Genomic DNA, 16,112 nt, shown 5'->3' on the forward strand with positions numbered 1-16,112 from the left:
CAAGTAAAAATAATTAAAGGACTATTTATGAAATTCAAATCATGGATTGTGGCTACTATAGCCGGACTTTCCTTGCTCAATATGCCTTTACACGCCAGTGGTATAGCCGAATATAAATCGAAACTGGTGATCTCGAATTATGCCAAAACCAAATATCCAATCGTATTTGCACATGGTATGGTTGGATTCGACCGTATTGGTACTGAAACTTTTGGCATGGATTATTGGTACCAAATTCTGCCTGATTTAACACGGCACGGTGGTAGTGTTTGGGCTGCTCAAATGTCTCCTTTCAACTCAAGTGAGGTCCGAGGCGAACAATATGTCGAACAACTCAAAGAAGTGATGGCCATCACAGGGGCACAAAAAGTCAATCTGATTGGACACAGTCATGGTGCACATGCGGTTCGCTATGCAGCGGGTGTGATGCCAGAGAAAATTGCATCCGTGATGACTGTGGGCGGTGCGAATAAAGGGACGATTGTGGCCTCTGATGTGTTAAAAGTTGCCAATAGCACGGGTAGCTCAAATTTGCTCAATGTCCTGATTAGCAGCTTTGGTAAAGTCATTTTATGGGCGCAAGGCTTAGATACTAATGCTTACCCTCATGACGCCATGGCTGCGGGATTAAGCACTTCTATTGAAGGTACGGCCGAGTTTAATAAAACATTTACGCTAGGTATCCCAAAAAATGAATGTGGCGAAGGTCAATATTCAGAGAATGGGATCATGCTATATTCGATGAGCGGCAGTCAGCCCGTAACCAATACGCTTGATCCTTCAGATCTTGCGATGAAAGCACTCGACTTCCTCTCTGCCAGTAAAGCCGGTAAAAATGATGGCATTGTATCGGTATGCAGTTCACATTTTGGAAAAACCATTCGTGATGATTACCCTTGGAACCATCTGGACGAAGTGAACTTATTGTTTGGAGTTAAAGGCATGTTCGCACCAGATCCGGTCGATGTCTATCGTCAACATGCCAACCGTTTAAAACTGCAAGGTTTATAACAGACTCAAATTTCAGACATAAAAAATGCGCCAAAGGGCGCATTTTTTTCACTCGTATAAAACTTAAAATTAAGCTTTAGTTTTACGAGCTGGCAATTTTTCACGAATACGTGCAGCTTTACCAGACAATTCGCGTAGGTAGTAAAGTTTAGCACGACGAACGTCACCACGACGTTTCACTTCGATACCAGCAACGATTGGTGAGTGAGTTTGGAATACACGTTCAACACCAACACCGCTAGAAATTTTACGTACAGTGAACGCAGAGTTCAAGCCACGGTTTTTCTTAGCAATTACAACGCCTTCGAACGCTTGTAGACGTTCACGGTCGCCTTCTTTTACTTTTACTTGAACAACTACTGTGTCACCTGGTGCAAAAGCTGGGATGTTTTGTTTAAGCTGAGCATTTTCAACAGCTTGTACTAAAGGATGCTTACCGCTCATGGGGTATCTCCAATATGTGTGGCTCAGAAGAGGTCTGAATTCCACTGGGACTAGAGGCTAAAGCGCATAGGCCCGATTGACTTTCCCTTTATGCTTGACCGCTTCAATGCATAAAGAGCCTATTTTAAATACTTAAACTCAAATTTAAGTAAGTGTGCTCGGACAACAACGAAAAATATTGAGGTCCTTACAAATCCTGTAGCCATTTTTTTTGCTGCTTGGTCAACTCTACCTTTTCAACCAGCTCAGGCCGGCGTTCCAAAGTCCGTTGATAGCGCTGCAAAAACCGCCATTTTTTAATATTTGCATGATGCCCGGATTTAAGTACTTCAGGCACATCCAAACCTTCAAAATGATCTGGCTTGGTATATTGTGGGCAATCCAAAAGACCATCCACAAATGAGTCTTGCACGTGTGATTGTTCATCAGACATGGCACCCGGAAGTCTCCGGATAATACTGTCCAATAAAACCATCGCAGGCAGTTCACCACCCGACAAGACGTAATCTCCAATTGACCATTCCTGATCAACATATTTCTGGATCAAACGTTCATCGACCCCTTCATAACGTCCGCACAATACAATTAATCCGTCATATTCGACAAACTGCTGTACTGCAGGTTCGTTTAAGGTTTTTCCTTGTGGAGACATATACACCACAGGAACCTGAACACATCCTGCTTGCTTTGCAAGCTCTTTGGCATGGTTAATTGCTTTTGACAGAGGTTCTGCCATCATCACCATACCTGGACCACCACCAAATGGACGTTCATCCACTCTTTTGTAGTTGCCCTCAGCATAATCGCGAGGATTAATACAAGTGACTTGCACTATTTCACGTTTTGCCGCACGCCCGCTAATACCGTAGGCTGTAATCGCTTCAAACATTTCAGGAAAAAGCGTAATGACTGCAAAAAACATCGCAGACTCCTCTACTTTCCTGCTGCGTTCATCCTTAAAGGATTAATAATCCACGCCCCAATTCACGTAGATACGACCAGCTTCAATATCAACTCGCTGTACCACATCTTTATGCCACGGAATCATACGCTCTTCAGCATCAATACTGTCTGGTGTTGCGTGAACCACCATCACATCATTGGCACCTGTCTCAAACATTTCATGGATTTTACCGAGATTGACTTCTTGGTCTTCATCATTCAGGCCCAACACAGTTAAGCCTTTTAAATCTGACCAGTAATACTCGTCCACACCTGCTTTTGGAAGTTTCGCTTTTGAAATCCAGACATTTGCGCCAACCAGGCTATCCGCTGCAGTACGATCACTCACACCTTTTAGCGACACAACCAGGCCTTTGCCATGTGGTTTCCAACGTTTTACATCTACTGTTTGCCAACCTGCTTTGGTCTCAATGTACCAAGGCAGATAGTCAAAGATGTTGCTCATAGGTTCTGTATTGGAATAGACCCAGAGCCACCCATTTAATCCATATGCTGAACGTAACTGTCCAATCTGAATACGATCTTCGGGAACATTCTGTGTTGGTGTCATGGGCTACCTACTACAATTAAGCAGCAGCTGCAGCTTTCTTAGCTTGAGCAGCTAAAGAAGCAACACGTTCAGACGGTTGAGCACCTTGAGAAACCCAGTGAGCAAAACGGTCAGCATCTAAACGAAGTTTTTCTGCTTTACCTTGAGCTGTAGGGTTAAAGAAACCAATACGTTCGATGAAACGACCGTCACGCGCATTGCGGCTATCAGTTACAATGATTTGATAGAACGGACGTTTTTTAGCACCACCGCGTGCAAGACGAATAACAACCATGATAGAACCTTATAGTTTTTACGGATTATCCCTGCACCGACCACCGATACATTTCAAACCCCTTTCATAGAGGGCAGTATTTTACGTTATATTTGCCTCGAAAGAAAGATCAAATTTTAGGTTATCCACAGTTTGAATTTATCTTAGCGCCCGTCCCAGTTTGATGTGGCTGAAAGTGCACACGCTGTAGCACCCTTGGCCCAGAATTTTTGACCTTGGTCGTTAAGACAAATCCAACCATTACTAGCTTGGGTAGTTCCTGATTTGGGTTTTGCAATTAATAACCATGTCCTTACCTGAGCTGTATTAGTAGTCAAAGCAACGCCACTTGCATCCGTTAATTCAATCTCATAGAGTGGTTTTGTTTGCGGTATGGTGTTAGCCCCATAAACATTTATGGCCGTACGTCCAGCGTAATTATTATTTGCCATTTTATAAGTTTCTAAATTACGTGCAATTTGCAGCATTTCCGATTGAGCATTAACACGCTCTGTTCGAATTTTATAATTTGTATAAAATGGATAAGCCATAGCTGCTAGAATACTGATGATAACAATGACTATCATTAATTCTATAAGTGTAAAACCTCTTTTATACATATAACTCACCACACCTCACTTCCAGTTGCTACAGAACCACAACTAGCTTGTTGTGTATCACTGTCTTTATACTCTAAAAGTTCTTTGGCTTTATTTTTACAACGTACACCAGTACTACTCATCAAAAAATTATAATTTTTTGTATCATTGGTTTCAGCTTTCATTACCCATATCCGCCCCTTAACTGAAGGTTTTGGTGGTGTACTTGAATCTACAGCGGTTAGCAATTTAGCCGGATCATCACCATCTTGAATTGTAATCGTATATTTGATAAGAGAACCTGACGCTCCTCTAGGCAAAGTAACTGAAGACATCACACTACTTTCCCCATACAAAAAATTAGGATTAAACCCTCTATAAGTAAAATTCTTTGCTTTATGACGCTCCAATTGCTCAGCAATCTTTTGCATTTCTTGTTGTGCCATAGAAGCATCTGATCTTCGAACATATTCCTGATAGCTCGGAATAGCCATAGCTGCAAATATCCCAATAATAACCAACACAACAATTAATTCAATTAAAGTAAAGCCTTTTGATAAACCTCCCAACCGACTAAACACATCAGTCGGTTGGGAAAATCCTTTATTATATTTAATTATTTGTTCCATTTTTCATACCACCGTGTCGGATTAATGGTTGGAAGACATTGCCATTTCCCAGTGCCTTTCTCATTACCTGCAATCGTAAAATCAGGACATGAACCATCCGTCGGCTCCGTTATTGGGGCTGGAGTAACCCCCACAATACCTGCACCAAGGGTATTGTCATTACATTCAGTTACACCAGCAGGGCAGCCTGTGGTCTTGGTTTTAAAACCAGTATCTGATTCATTACCACTATTCCGTGTACCATCCGCATTCACGCAAACTCCATAAGGCAAGCAATAGCGTTGACGGTTTGTTTCCCCAACAACACGTGGCAAGCATGGATTCTGAGGTGCAATACCTGTCCCTTGAGGATCGTAAACAGGAACTATCAGATTTCCAGTTAATGCAATTGGTTCTTCAAATGCCTTCATGCCACCTGATATACGGAAACTATTATCCGCTCTCTCTATTCCAGCACTGTTACTTGAAAGTGAACGATACCAACCATTTTTGGTTGCAGATGTTCCAATAAACACACTTGGAATATTACCAGACAATGTTTGAGGGTTTTTTTGCAGAGTGCTTAAATCAATGTTTTGAGTGGTAATTGATGGATTACCCGTGATTAAATCACGCTTGATAAAGTCACGATCAATAATACCGTATACATTATTGACTAGACGATCACTTAATGCATTTGTTGGAGACATACCATCGCGGCCAACAATAGGATAAACATCTAATGGAGTACTGCGATTACCTGCCGCAATACCAACCAACATAAAGGTCGTTGCACCTTGATCATGAATAGTCACCGTTGGTGCTTCATAGAAACGTGGATTTTTACCGCCGGTTAATACTGTCCCCGTTGAAGTCGTTGCCAGGTTAGCTAAACGTACAACTCGCTTACCAAAGTTGGCAGTTGTCGTTCCTGTGGTATTGTTTAAATCTGCACGAAAAACTTGACCACCCAAATCACCAAAATACAAATGATCAACCAGACCATCACTATTACGGTCAATTGCACTAATACGGCTTACAATACTGTGCTTCATATCTGTATTCGCCGTACCTACTCCCGATACAGTATTACTTGCCCACCACAAACGTTCTCCAGTTGTGGCATCAATAATATAAACAGCATTACCTTGAGCCATGGTTTTTGTAGTACAAGACGAATTATCACCAGAAGCTGCGAGGGTAAATGTAGGATCTTCATAACAGGTATCATACCCACCACCGACAATCATGACACGTCTAATTTCATCATTATAACGAATGTTAGCAAGCACAGGTTTAGACCAAGATTGCCCCATACGACTAAAGTTAGTTTGATCTCGACCTACTCTAAATAAAAATTTGGGTGCAGTTGGGTCTAGTACATTTAAACCATAGTAACTCTCCCCCCCCATTCGTAAACCACCATAGACATTCATTCGGCTTGCTTTAACCACACTATCTTCGCTTGATGAACTTGCTTTTTGCGCAACATATAATGAATCAGCAACCCATGCACCATCCAAACCTGCTTGTGGTGCATTTAAATCAGTTTGAGCTTTAACTAAAGCTTTTGATGTAGTCGTATTGCGAAGCAATTCAGCAGGTACAAACACCATTTGTTCTACACCTGTGCCGCTATCAACAATATGCAAACCACCGTCCATCGTACCGTAGAGGATAGATTGACTACGTGTAGCTGTTAAATAACCAGAAGCATCTAAAGTACCTGAATAAGTCATCTGAACCGGGAAAGAATGGATACTTCCTCCCATAGCTAAATGAGGGGTCGCTGAAATAGGCAATGTGGTTGGTAATGTTAGTGATCCCGTTGTAGTTGTATCTAACGGTACGCTATAACCTAGATAATTTAAAAGTTTTTGTTTTACTAATACCGGCATATCTTTTAATGTTGTTTGCGTCCCAAACTTATCCAACACATAATTAGGAACATTAGACGGCGCGGTTGCAGGAGATACGGGCCATTCAGGAATACGCAATAAGCTTTCGCCATTACTTGCACCCGTTAAAGTTGCACCACCTGTTGCGGTAACATCGGTAAAGAGCCTTCTTAGACCGTTTGGATTTGCAGCATACTCATATTTTATAGGGCTAACAGTTAAATCTTCGGCTTGCCCACTGATTGGCATAGGCACACGAGAATATGCACCACCTAGACTAATAATACCGCCATCATTATAACTTTTATTATTATAAACAGCAGCGCTATTCCACAAATCTTTCGTCCCAGCTTTAAATGAACCATCTGGATTATAAACTAGAGTACTACTATCTGCCCCAGCAAAAGCACCTGCGTTTATACCTGAAGTTAATACTTTATAACGTTTTAAATTTCCCGCCCATGCCAGTTTGCCGCTTTGCGGATCAGGTTCCAAAGCACGTAAATAACCATAAGGCTGTAAACCTGATGGACTCAAAGCATCAGCAGGAACAGAAATCGCCCCTGTAGTTAATGGAGCTAAAGGTGTTGGACCCAGGTTATTAATAAAAGCAATAACACTGTTTGTCACCCCTTGCGCTGTTTGCGCGGTAAAAAACCCACCATTACCATAACCTGGAGCAGCCACTGCATTTGTCGCTTGATTAGGAGAACAGGCATCATCACCAGTACGGTCACTTTGCGCTCTAGAAGTTAATTTACAAGCATTGATTACATCAGATGACCCCAAGTCAGAGAAATCACTACCAAACCCTACAAAAGCTGTTTGGATAGGTACATTCACGGGATTAGTTGCGTCTGTGGTATTACTTTGAATTAGCCCTCCATTAAAAAGCTTTTTGGCATAGTTACTCATACAATGCCAATCTCGGGTACTACTTAGTGATCCGGATGCAGAACAGTTAAAAGTAGTGCTATCCAGACTGGCATTCATCACAGAATTAAGAGTTGAATCTGTTTTATCAGTTGGCTGACCATCTGAAAGGATATAAACACCTTGACCATCGCAACTCACTCGATCAGCTGCTGCAGGTAATGGCGAAGCATAACTGACCAAATCTGTTTTTTTAGAACTCGAAACCGAACTACTAAATCCGCTATAAACATTAGTGCCCGTTTGCATCTCATTTTTATAATAAATAATATCGCTACCACTATCATAATTACCTGCTTGGGCCAAATCAGTTGGAGCTGTAGCTCCTAAAGAAACCCACCCCGAAGAACTACATCTTTGAGCTTCAGCATTAAAATCGGTAGAATTAAGACTATTACACTTATAATAAGTCGTAGATGTAGCAGCACCATAAACTGGAGATGCATTAATATAATCCCCGCGATAAGGTTGTGAACGCCAACTATCGTAACGTTCATAACAACGTTGAGGATTTACATCAGTTCTTTGATATGGATAATCAGAATAAGGGCATGAATAACCCACAATCGATCTTGTTGAGACCTGTTTATAAACATCCACTGCAATTTCTACAGGTGCTACCGTTGAGGTTCCCATTAAATACGCCGCCGCTTCTGCATAGGCTGCTGCTGTAGGTGTCCCCCCACTCGCAGTTAAATCTTTGACAGCAAGTTTTATTGCATTTCGCTGGGTTGAGTTTAAAGCACCTAATGCGACAGCAGGTACTAAAATTTTTCCTGCGTTACCCGAACCATTAACTGAATAGTGCCCCAACCCTACCCGCACACCAGTTAAAGTTGGGGTATCACTATCCAAGAAAGCGAACATGCCGTCCTTTAAACGCGAAATACGGTCATAACATTTTAATGCTCCCGTCCGTGTACTGTAACTTCCATCAGCATTTTTATTCGGATTATAACAAATGCCTTTAAGTCTTTGATAATTTGAAGAACTTGAGGTGGAATAGGCTACAGAACAATAAGTTCTGGTATAAGTATAAGGACTACTTCCACCTGTTTCTGTTTGGACGGTTGAACGATCATAACAAACTTCATAATCCGCATAAATAGAGTTACTGCTACTGTTTACTCCCATTGAGCCCGACGTATCCAGCATCATCACAATAGTCTTTTTACCGGCTGTAGGTACCGCATAAATCTGTAAGTCACTAGCTTGCACGACAGAGGAAGCAACCAACATTGTCCCTGAAAATGCCCAAATAAATGAAGCACCATATTTAAAATGGTGAGTATATTTTTTGAGACCTGAATGCTGTCTTTGATTTTTCATCTTAATTATCTCCCCAATTATATTGGTGCATTCACCTGAATATAACGTGTTTTCAGATCAATTTCCTGAACCTGCGTATTCACAGGAATACCATAATCGGTCAAACATTGAGCCATCGTTTTTTTAGTCCGCAAACCCGCTTCTATATTGTCATTGATATAACCAACTGCACTTGCATTCCCAATACAATCTGCTTGTACAGTCGATATTTGTTCACGGGAATAATTTGGCAAGATTGAAGTTGAGGTAATGCGAACACGACCTTCAATTTTACCTTGCTGTACATTTGAATCCTTACTGGCATCCGTACCCCGGTCTAAATCCGAACCAGGTGCAGCATCCGGGTTAGCCTCAACAATATATTTCACCGCTACCTGTGTCACTACTGCCTCACGGGAACTACCAAAGTCTTTCTCCAAATCACAAAAACCACTTCTATTACTTTCAGTTGTATCAACTGTTGCTCTTGTATCATCTCCATCTGTAGCTGCCGGAGGAATTAACACTGTTACATCTAGAATACTTCCAGTTTGGATTACCGAAGTAGGACGATAGCAAAAAATGTATTCTCTGCCTCGCCGTAAAGGATCAGCCTGATCATTTACTGCTTTTCCAACCACTCCCATAATAGAAGTGATATTTTTATAATTAGTCTGATTCAAAAAAAAGTTTGTAGGCGCGTCACTTGTTTGTAAAAGCAATTGTCCAATTTGACTATTTGTTGCAATATTTAAGGATGTCATTGCTGTACGAATGGCAAAAACCCCAACTATGGTAATCACGAGTAACATCATTAAAACAACCACTAAGGTCGCACCACGTTGATGATGTTGGAGTTGTTTTTTTCTCATTCTTATTCTCCTAGACCATTTCTGAACGTTACAACTGTGCTATATACACGACGTGCGAATTGGGTATTTTGATCATTTAAACTCACACTTTGATTTAAAATGTTAAATGTTTGAGTCAGATTTATAGATTCGTTACGCGTGTTATCCATTGAACGAACAAGTACTGCCAACTTCACGGAAACTATTCGTGGAGGTATCGCAGGAGTAGCAGCTGACCGCGCATTTTTTGCCAAAAGCCGATATTGATTGATCGTGTAATACGCCATATTTCCTGATGCATTTCGCGTTCCAAGTTGAACGGTAAAATGATCCACTCTAGGCATAATCAACTCACCAGCTCCACCAAAACCACTAATTGTTGAAGGTTGAGGATTTACACTCGCGGTAGTGGTAGCAGGAGTATTGGCATCACAAGCCAATCCGTAATTTGTACCCGTGGTTGCTGCAGCAGGATCACGTCTTAAAAAATAACGCTGAATAACATAATCACCTGCAAAAACATTTTCACCCTCACAATTAAACATATCATTAGGCGCAACAAACTGAATGGTCAGTTGATCACTTGATTGATTGACATTAGACAAACCTTGCCACTCATTAGCAGTCGAGCTTAATACGTCATCTGTACCAACACTATGACTTAATAGGCCTTTAGAAATAAAAGGAGCAGCTACAGGTATTGGTATATTGGCATTTACTGTCGTAGCATCTCGTGCTGTTAATACCACCCCACCCCAAGGTGTCTGTTCATTTAAACTAGGGTTAGTAGTATTAATATAATTTGCTAGGCGAAGATCCCTAGCTACATAATCCAGGCCAAATACACCACTATTTTGCAATTCTGCATTTGCATCTTGCATACGAGAACCAAGTAGTCCACCTAAAAAAAGTTGAACCGCGGCAGCACTAATTAAAAGCCCCAGAATTAATGCCACCATTAATTCAACCAGCGTAAAACCTTTTTGTGCTTTAATTACTGAATAAGACAGAGTTTTCATTAATATGCCTCCATCATTAAACAACGAGAACCATTTACATAAACACCTGTTGTTCCCATGCAATTACTTACATTGGCTGCAGTATTGGTTGAACTTAGCGTTGTATTTCCCCAGGCAATAAACAAACATTGCCGTTGTCGTGGTGCTGAACCCACTCCAGGACAATTATCCATAGTGATATTCATTCCAATTTCAAATGCAGACCTCGCCGCCATAAAAGCATCATATGTTGCCATTTGTGCAGGTGTACAAGCCGTAGTAGGGTTAAAGCATGCAGTAGTTGGTGCAGTTGGGGTAGCAGTAATATTAGTATAACTTCTAACGGCAGCTGGATAATTATTTTGAGCTAATGGATTGGCCCGCATGTTTTCAGCTAGACCTCTTAGAATCAACATACCCTGCGAACGATTTAAAGCTTCACCTGAAGCATCTATCGCACGTAGCTGTAATAGGCTGTAACCAAGTACACCAATTGCCAATAGTAAAAGTGCAACTAGTACTTCAATTAGCCCTACACCTTTTTGAGATTTATTCATTAGCACGTCCCTGAAGTCTGACTAATATTCCCCAATCTTGTTACTGTTACCGTCTTCATAAATGGGGACTTACAAATATTGAATGTTGCTGTACTTGTTGCAATTCCAACTTCATTAAATAAGATTGCAGTAGAACTTGTAGATGAAACCGTTATTTTCTTATCGACTGGCACAGAAATAACACGAGTTTTTAATACTTCTTTTTTTTGGTCATCTGTTAACACTGCGATGGGTGGAGTACCTGTGGTCGTTGTATATTCAGGAATAGCTGCTTCTGCACACTTCTGCTTATCAAAATCATTATCAGTATTTGTTTTATTTAAGCATAAAGCTACTGTCGTTTTCAGCGTTGCAGCTTGGGATTTTGCTTGATTAACAGCTACCATCAATTCCCGAGTCACTGTATTAATTTTTTGCTTAGCCACCAAATTGCCAAAAGCAGGAGCAGCCAAACTCGCAATAATAGCCAACACAGTTATCGTGACCATCAGCTCAATTAAAGTGAATCCCTGTTCTTTTCTTTGCATACTCCCCCCAAGGCAACAAAACTTTACCCTATTAAAAATAATACCTAACTCATTTACAAATTAAACACGCAAAGAGATAAAAGGCATAAAAAAACAGATAATTGCCAAAAAGCCATTATCTGTCAATTTTTTAAAATTTTCAGAATGTTAAATCATTCACGCTTTAAGCTTGAGTTACAGGAATACGTAACTCTTTCGGCAAACTAAAAGTAATATTTTCTTCACGCCCTGCCAGCTCTTGCGGTGCTTTCGCACCCCAGTCCTGTAAACGCTGAATCACTTGCTTGATTAAAATTTCGGGCGCAGAGGCTCCTGCTGTGACGCCAATTTTCGTTTGATCATTAAACCAAGCTTGATCAAGCTGATCTGCGTTATCGACTAAATAGGCATGTTTCCCCATACGCTCCGCCAGTTCACGCAAACGGTTTGAATTTGACGAATTTGGGGAGCCCACGACTAACACCACATCACACTGAGTTGCCAAGTCACGTACTGCATCTTGGCGGTTTTGCGTGGCATAGCAGATATCATCTTTACGAGGTCCCTGAATGTGAGGGAATTTTTCACGTAAAGCATCAATCACTTTGGCGGTATCATCAATTGACAATGTTGTTTGAGTAACAAAAGCCACTTTTTCAGGATGCTGTATTTGTAATGCTGCTACATCCTCTTCATCTTCAACCAGATAGATTTCACCACCATTTTTCTTATCATATTGCCCCATGGTACCCTCCACTTCCGGGTGTCCTTCATGACCAATTAAAATAGCTTCTGTCCCCTCACGCGCATATTTGGTGACTTCTATATGCACCTTAGTCACCAACGGACAGGTTGCATCAAATACTTTTAAACCACGGCGCTCCGCCTCGATTTGTACCGCTTTTGATACTCCATGTGCACTGAAGATCACGATATTGTCATCGGGAACCTCATCCAGTTCATCGACAAAAATCGCCCCTCGCTGACGTAAATCATCCACGACGAACTTGTTATGCACCACTTCATGACGTACATAAATAGGCGGATTAAAGCATTCCAGTGCCCGATTGACGATCGCAATTGCTCGGTCGACACCTGCACAGAAACCACGTGGATTGGCCAATACAATTTCCATAAGATCCTCAATGTTCACTCGAATTTAAGCGGAATAATTTGAAATAAATGCAAACAAACTTCGATCAGCTATTTAGTTTGATGCTGGTCTGCTCTAAAATAGAGAAGATATTTTATCATATCAGGAAAAATATCATGTCGGGTCTCTTGTTTGTCGTTTCTGCTGCATCTGGAACAGGCAAAACATCCCTCGTTAAAGCCCTTCTCGACCGTGTGACCAATCTGCACGTTTCTGTCTCTCATACCACGCGTGGCCAGCGTCCTGGTGAGCTTGACGGTGTACATTATCATTTTTCAAAAAAAGAAGATTTTCTTGCCTTGGTTGAGCAAGGCGGTTTTATTGAATATGCAGAAGTGTTTGGCAATTATTACGGCACTGCTCAAGCGACTGTAAAACAGCAACTTGCCAAAGGGCATGATGTTTTACTTGAAATTGATTGGCAAGGCGCAGATCAAGTCCGCAAACTTTTTCCTGAATCCAAACAGATTTTTATTTTACCGCCTAGCCAGTTTGATTTGCGCCAGCGCCTGTCTAACCGTGGCACGGACTCTGTTGAGGTGATTGAACGCCGTCTGGGCTGTGCAGTTGAAGATATGCAGCAGTATACAAACTTTGACTATGTCATTATTAATGATGACTTTAATAAGGCACTGCATGATCTGGAATGTGTAATTATTGCCAACCGTTTAGTAATTTCACAGCAGGCAACCCGTCATCAGGAATTGATTGAAAAATTAATTACTCCTGTTGAACCGTGATTAAAACTTGAGTCTTCAGGCAAAGCATTTTATACTGCCCAGTCTGTTCAAATTTAATATTCAAACGAGAATTCTTATGGCACGCGTAACCGTTGAAGATTGTTTAGACCATGTAGACAACCGCTTTGAGCTTGTACTAGTGGCAAGCAAACGCGCGCGTCAATTGGCACGTCAAGGGATCGAACCAACTGTAGAGTGGGATAACGATAAACCGACTGTGGTTGCTTTACGTGAAATTGCGGTAGGTCATGTATCTAAAGATATCTTGAAACAACGTGATCAAGACTATCAAACGTCTAGCCTTGACCTTGCACTTTCTGCAAACAATTTGAATTTAGATGGCTTTTCTTTCCAATAAGAAAAAATATCTTAAAAAAGCCTAGTTAAAACTAGGCTTTTTTTATTGCACAACTTTAATATTGGGTGAATAACCGTTATAACATAAGATTAAAGATACGTTATTTGAAATGTATCTTTTTGCTTTTTTTAAATGAAAAATTTGACAAGTCATGCAATATGTTTTTCATTAAAGGGCTAGCGTTTTAAATTGTAGAAACTGAAGTATTAAAGGTGTTATATGCCAGGCCCACAGGTCAGCCAAGCCAAACAACAGCTCAAAATTATTATCGACGCTTACTTAAGTGCAAGCGATGTCGAGCGCGTGCTTGTGGCCTGCGATTATGCCGATATTGCCCATGACGGGATCACCCGTAAAAGTGGCGAACCCTATATCCTGCATCCAATTGCAGTCAGCAGCATTCTTTCGCATATGCGTCTGGATGCCGAAACCCTGATGGCTGCCCTGCTGCATGATGTGATTGAAGATACTGATTTCAACAAAGAAGATATTGCTGAAAAATTTGGTCGCACAGTTGCAGAACTGGTCGATGGTGTAACCAAACTCAGTCATTCCAGCGATAAAGAATATAATAAAGCCGCATCTTTCCGTAAAATTCTGCAAGCCACCCTACAAGACCCACGTGTCATTATTATTAAACTGGCTGACCGCTATCACAACATGACCACTTTGGGTTCATTGCGCCCAGATAAACGGGCACGTATTGCCCAGGAAACCTTTGATATTTTTGTGCCCATGGCGCGTATTGTCGGTATGAACGAGATGGCCGACAACCTGGAACATCTGTGCTATCAAAATCTTGACCTAGATATGTTTAATAATGTTCAAGATGCCTTATTACAAACCAAACCGAAACGCTGTGAATACCAGAGCATCTGGGAAAAGAATCTCACCGAACTGCTGCAACAACACCAGATTGGCGGTCGTATTAAAAAGAAAAATAACAATATTGAATTACTGCGTCACTTCGTAAAAAATGATATTGATCTGCAAGAACTCACCCATAGCCATGCTTTTGAGATTATTCTGCAAAGCATTGCCGACTGTGACCGCCTGGCAGAAATCCTGCGTGAAAATTTCCAGATTCTGCATTATGAAGATCATATTCGCCGCCCATTACCGGGTGGTAACCAGTCTTTAATGATGCGCTTAAAAGGTGAGAAAACCACGCTCTCTCTGACCATTCAGACCGAACTGATGCGCAAGGCTGCCCGTTTTGGGGTGGTATTGGGTGAAAATGCCCCGCAAGCCTGCCGTTCCGCCATTCAGGCCTCTATGCAAAACCTGAATGTACTGATTGATGGGGCCTGTGCCAAAACCACTTTTAGTGATCTGTTGGATTATTTACATCAGGAAAAAATCTGGGTGTATACCCCGCATGGCCATTTGCACGAACTTCCACAAGGGGCTACAGCAGTCGATTTTGCCTACTCAGCCAGCCTGTTTTTAGGTAACCATGCTGTCGGAGCCAAAATAAATGGTGAAACCCGCCCTCTTTCCACACCACTGGTGAGTGGGCAAGTCATTGAGATTATTACAGATGTCCTAGCGACACCAAATCCCGACTGGCTCAGCTTCATTAACACTCAAAAAGCGCGTCGTGCCATCCAAAATATTTTGCGTGATCAGGATATTGAAGAACAACAACTGGTGGGTCAGCAAGCCCTGAATCGTGCGCTGAAACTATTTAATCGCTCCATTAAAGACTTAACCGAAGCTGACTGGATGGATATCCTGCAATGGCGTCATATCGAATCTAAGGAACAGTTATTTGAACAGATTGCCGTGGGCGACCTGTTACCGCAATTAGTGGCGAACCATCTGTTTGCCCAAGGACAAAGTCTGGATGCACAATCGTCTACCCGACTCATTCAAGGCACTGAAGGTGTAGATGTCAAATATGCCCATTGTTGCAACCCTGTGCTTGGTGACCCAATTCAGGGACATCTCTCACGTCGCGGTTTAATTGTGCATCGTGCACGTTGTCATAACCTGTTACATGAACAGCATCTGCACCCAGAAAATATTATGCCGTTGCATTGGACATCTGAAGAAGTCAATGACATTAGTTTCACTGCCTATTTAAGTATTGATATGCTGATGAATGATGAACAGATTTCTGACCTGATTTATCAATGCCGTAAAGAAAAAACCGGTGTAGAAATGGTTCATGCCCATGAAGGCAAAACCTACGTCCATATTGTGGTGCATAATCGTAAGCAAATTGCGCAGATTATCCGTGATTTGCGTATGCACTTTGGTTTTCCACGCATTACCCGTTTAGCCCAGCCCATTAATATTGCCGAAGCATCCAAAGCCAGTTAGTTCAAACATAAGTAACGCTTATTGAACAATTTACGCTATGATGCATAGAGATGATAT

The 16,112-nt window shown here is 41.5% G+C and carries 16 protein-coding genes; 4 read left to right on the plus strand and 12 right to left on the minus strand.

Annotation, left to right across the window (positions count from 1 at the left end; genetic code table 11):
* The first annotated feature begins 27 nt into the window (after positions 1-27).
* Positions 28-1,011 carry an esterase/lipase family protein gene (locus ACE01R_RS10025; RefSeq protein WP_395550866.1) on the plus strand — a complete coding sequence of 328 codons (984 nt, stop codon included), beginning with the start codon at positions 28-30 and terminating at the stop codon, positions 1,009-1,011.
* A 69-nt stretch (positions 1,012-1,080) separates the two neighbouring features.
* Here the strand turns inward: ACE01R_RS10025 and rplS are convergent, their stop codons facing one another.
* The 12 genes from rplS to ispH form a co-directional block, all read right to left on the minus strand.
* Positions 1,081-1,455 carry a 50S ribosomal protein L19 gene (gene rplS, locus ACE01R_RS10030; protein ID WP_395550867.1) on the minus strand — a complete coding sequence of 125 codons (375 nt, stop codon included), beginning with the start codon at positions 1,453-1,455 and terminating at the stop codon, positions 1,081-1,083.
* A 187-nt stretch (positions 1,456-1,642) separates the two neighbouring features.
* Positions 1,643-2,377: a tRNA (guanosine(37)-N1)-methyltransferase TrmD gene (gene trmD / locus ACE01R_RS10035; protein ID WP_395550868.1), complete on the minus strand. Its 735-nt coding sequence runs from the start codon at positions 2,375-2,377 to the stop codon at positions 1,643-1,645.
* Between the two features lie 42 nt (positions 2,378-2,419).
* Positions 2,420-2,968 carry a ribosome maturation factor RimM gene (gene rimM, locus ACE01R_RS10040; RefSeq protein ID WP_395550869.1) on the minus strand — a complete coding sequence of 183 codons (549 nt, stop codon included), beginning with the start codon at positions 2,966-2,968 and terminating at the stop codon, positions 2,420-2,422.
* Positions 2,969-2,984: 16 nt separating this feature from the next.
* Complete coding sequence (gene rpsP, locus ACE01R_RS10045) at positions 2,985-3,242, minus strand: 30S ribosomal protein S16 (RefSeq protein WP_004826436.1); 258 nt, start codon at positions 3,240-3,242, stop codon at positions 2,985-2,987.
* A 143-nt stretch (positions 3,243-3,385) separates the two neighbouring features.
* Positions 3,386-3,841 carry a type IV pilin protein gene (locus ACE01R_RS10050; RefSeq protein ID WP_395550915.1) on the minus strand — a complete coding sequence of 152 codons (456 nt, stop codon included), beginning with the start codon at positions 3,839-3,841 and terminating at the stop codon, positions 3,386-3,388.
* A 5-nt stretch (positions 3,842-3,846) separates the two neighbouring features.
* Entirely contained in the window at positions 3,847-4,449 is a 603-nt protein-coding gene (locus tag ACE01R_RS10055) for a type IV pilin protein (RefSeq protein WP_395550870.1), read from the minus strand.
* Entirely contained in the window at positions 4,437-8,588 is a 4,152-nt protein-coding gene (locus tag ACE01R_RS10060) for a PilC/PilY family type IV pilus protein (RefSeq protein ID WP_395550871.1), read from the minus strand. The genes ACE01R_RS10055 and ACE01R_RS10060 overlap by 13 nt, the downstream gene beginning before the upstream one ends.
* Before the next feature lie 17 nt (positions 8,589-8,605).
* On the minus strand, positions 8,606-9,439 hold the full coding sequence (locus tag ACE01R_RS10065) for a PilX N-terminal domain-containing pilus assembly protein (protein ID WP_395550872.1): 834 nt from the start codon (positions 9,437-9,439) through the stop codon (positions 8,606-8,608).
* Between the two features lie 2 nt (positions 9,440-9,441).
* Positions 9,442-10,437, minus strand: a complete 996-nt coding sequence (locus tag ACE01R_RS10070; RefSeq protein WP_395550873.1) for a PilW family protein — start codon at positions 10,435-10,437, stop codon at positions 9,442-9,444.
* Entirely contained in the window at positions 10,437-10,973 is a 537-nt protein-coding gene (pilV, locus tag ACE01R_RS10075) for a type IV pilus modification protein PilV (protein ID WP_395550874.1), read from the minus strand. Before pilV ends, ACE01R_RS10070 begins: the two co-directional genes overlap by 1 nt.
* Positions 10,973-11,500, minus strand: a complete 528-nt coding sequence (locus ACE01R_RS10080; protein ID WP_395550875.1) for a GspH/FimT family pseudopilin — start codon at positions 11,498-11,500, stop codon at positions 10,973-10,975. Before ACE01R_RS10080 ends, pilV begins: the two co-directional genes overlap by 1 nt.
* Before the next feature lie 163 nt (positions 11,501-11,663).
* The gene (ispH, locus tag ACE01R_RS10085) at positions 11,664-12,614 is read right to left on the minus strand and encodes a 4-hydroxy-3-methylbut-2-enyl diphosphate reductase (protein ID WP_395550877.1); all 951 of its coding nucleotides are present in this window, start codon (positions 12,612-12,614) and stop codon (positions 11,664-11,666) included.
* A 134-nt stretch (positions 12,615-12,748) separates the two neighbouring features.
* Between ispH and gmk the strand changes: the two genes are divergently transcribed.
* From gmk to ACE01R_RS10100, 3 genes are all read left to right on the plus strand, one after another.
* Entirely contained in the window at positions 12,749-13,372 is a 624-nt protein-coding gene (gmk, locus tag ACE01R_RS10090; protein WP_395550879.1) for a guanylate kinase, read from the plus strand.
* 76 nt (positions 13,373-13,448) lie between these two features.
* Positions 13,449-13,730 (plus strand): DNA-directed RNA polymerase subunit omega, encoded by a 282-nt coding sequence (rpoZ, locus tag ACE01R_RS10095; protein ID WP_004896248.1) that lies wholly within the window; start codon positions 13,449-13,451, stop codon positions 13,728-13,730.
* A gap of 219 nt (positions 13,731-13,949) precedes the next feature.
* Positions 13,950-16,055 (plus strand): RelA/SpoT family protein, encoded by a 2,106-nt coding sequence (locus ACE01R_RS10100; protein ID WP_395550883.1) that lies wholly within the window; start codon positions 13,950-13,952, stop codon positions 16,053-16,055.
* Positions 16,056-16,112 lie beyond the last annotated feature (57 nt).

The sequence above is a fragment of the Acinetobacter sp. BSP-28 genome (assembly GCF_044130285.1).
Lineage (GTDB): Bacteria > Pseudomonadota > Gammaproteobacteria > Pseudomonadales > Moraxellaceae > Acinetobacter.

What these genes read in the sequence shown, in the direction of transcription:
- ACE01R_RS10025 (WP_395550866.1), top strand. Translation starts at nt 28, where the DNA reads ATGAAATTCAAATCATGGATTGTGGCTACTATAGCCGGACTTTCCTTG.
- rplS (WP_395550867.1), bottom strand. Translation starts at nt 1,455, where the DNA reads ATGAGCGGTAAGCATCCTTTAGTACAAGCTGTTGAAAATGCTCAGCTT.
- trmD (WP_395550868.1), bottom strand. Translation starts at nt 2,377, where the DNA reads ATGTTTTTTGCAGTCATTACGCTTTTTCCTGAAATGTTTGAAGCGATT.
- rimM (WP_395550869.1), bottom strand. Translation starts at nt 2,968, where the DNA reads ATGACACCAACACAGAATGTTCCCGAAGATCGTATTCAGATTGGACAG.
- rpsP (WP_004826436.1), bottom strand. Translation starts at nt 3,242, where the DNA reads ATGGTTGTTATTCGTCTTGCACGCGGTGGTGCTAAAAAACGTCCGTTC.
- ACE01R_RS10050 (WP_395550915.1), bottom strand. Translation starts at nt 3,841, where the DNA reads ATGTATAAAAGAGGTTTTACACTTATAGAATTAATGATAGTCATTGTT.
- ACE01R_RS10055 (WP_395550870.1), bottom strand. Translation starts at nt 4,449, where the DNA reads ATGGAACAAATAATTAAATATAATAAAGGATTTTCCCAACCGACTGAT.
- ACE01R_RS10060 (WP_395550871.1), bottom strand. Translation starts at nt 8,588, where the DNA reads ATGAAAAATCAAAGACAGCATTCAGGTCTCAAAAAATATACTCACCAT.
- ACE01R_RS10065 (WP_395550872.1), bottom strand. Translation starts at nt 9,439, where the DNA reads ATGAGAAAAAAACAACTCCAACATCATCAACGTGGTGCGACCTTAGTG.
- ACE01R_RS10070 (WP_395550873.1), bottom strand. Translation starts at nt 10,437, where the DNA reads ATGAAAACTCTGTCTTATTCAGTAATTAAAGCACAAAAAGGTTTTACG.
- pilV (WP_395550874.1), bottom strand. Translation starts at nt 10,973, where the DNA reads ATGAATAAATCTCAAAAAGGTGTAGGGCTAATTGAAGTACTAGTTGCA.
- ACE01R_RS10080 (WP_395550875.1), bottom strand. Translation starts at nt 11,500, where the DNA reads ATGCAAAGAAAAGAACAGGGATTCACTTTAATTGAGCTGATGGTCACG.
- ispH (WP_395550877.1), bottom strand. Translation starts at nt 12,614, where the DNA reads ATGGAAATTGTATTGGCCAATCCACGTGGTTTCTGTGCAGGTGTCGAC.
- gmk (WP_395550879.1), top strand. Translation starts at nt 12,749, where the DNA reads ATGTCGGGTCTCTTGTTTGTCGTTTCTGCTGCATCTGGAACAGGCAAA.
- rpoZ (WP_004896248.1), top strand. Translation starts at nt 13,449, where the DNA reads ATGGCACGCGTAACCGTTGAAGATTGTTTAGACCATGTAGACAACCGC.
- ACE01R_RS10100 (WP_395550883.1), top strand. Translation starts at nt 13,950, where the DNA reads ATGCCAGGCCCACAGGTCAGCCAAGCCAAACAACAGCTCAAAATTATT.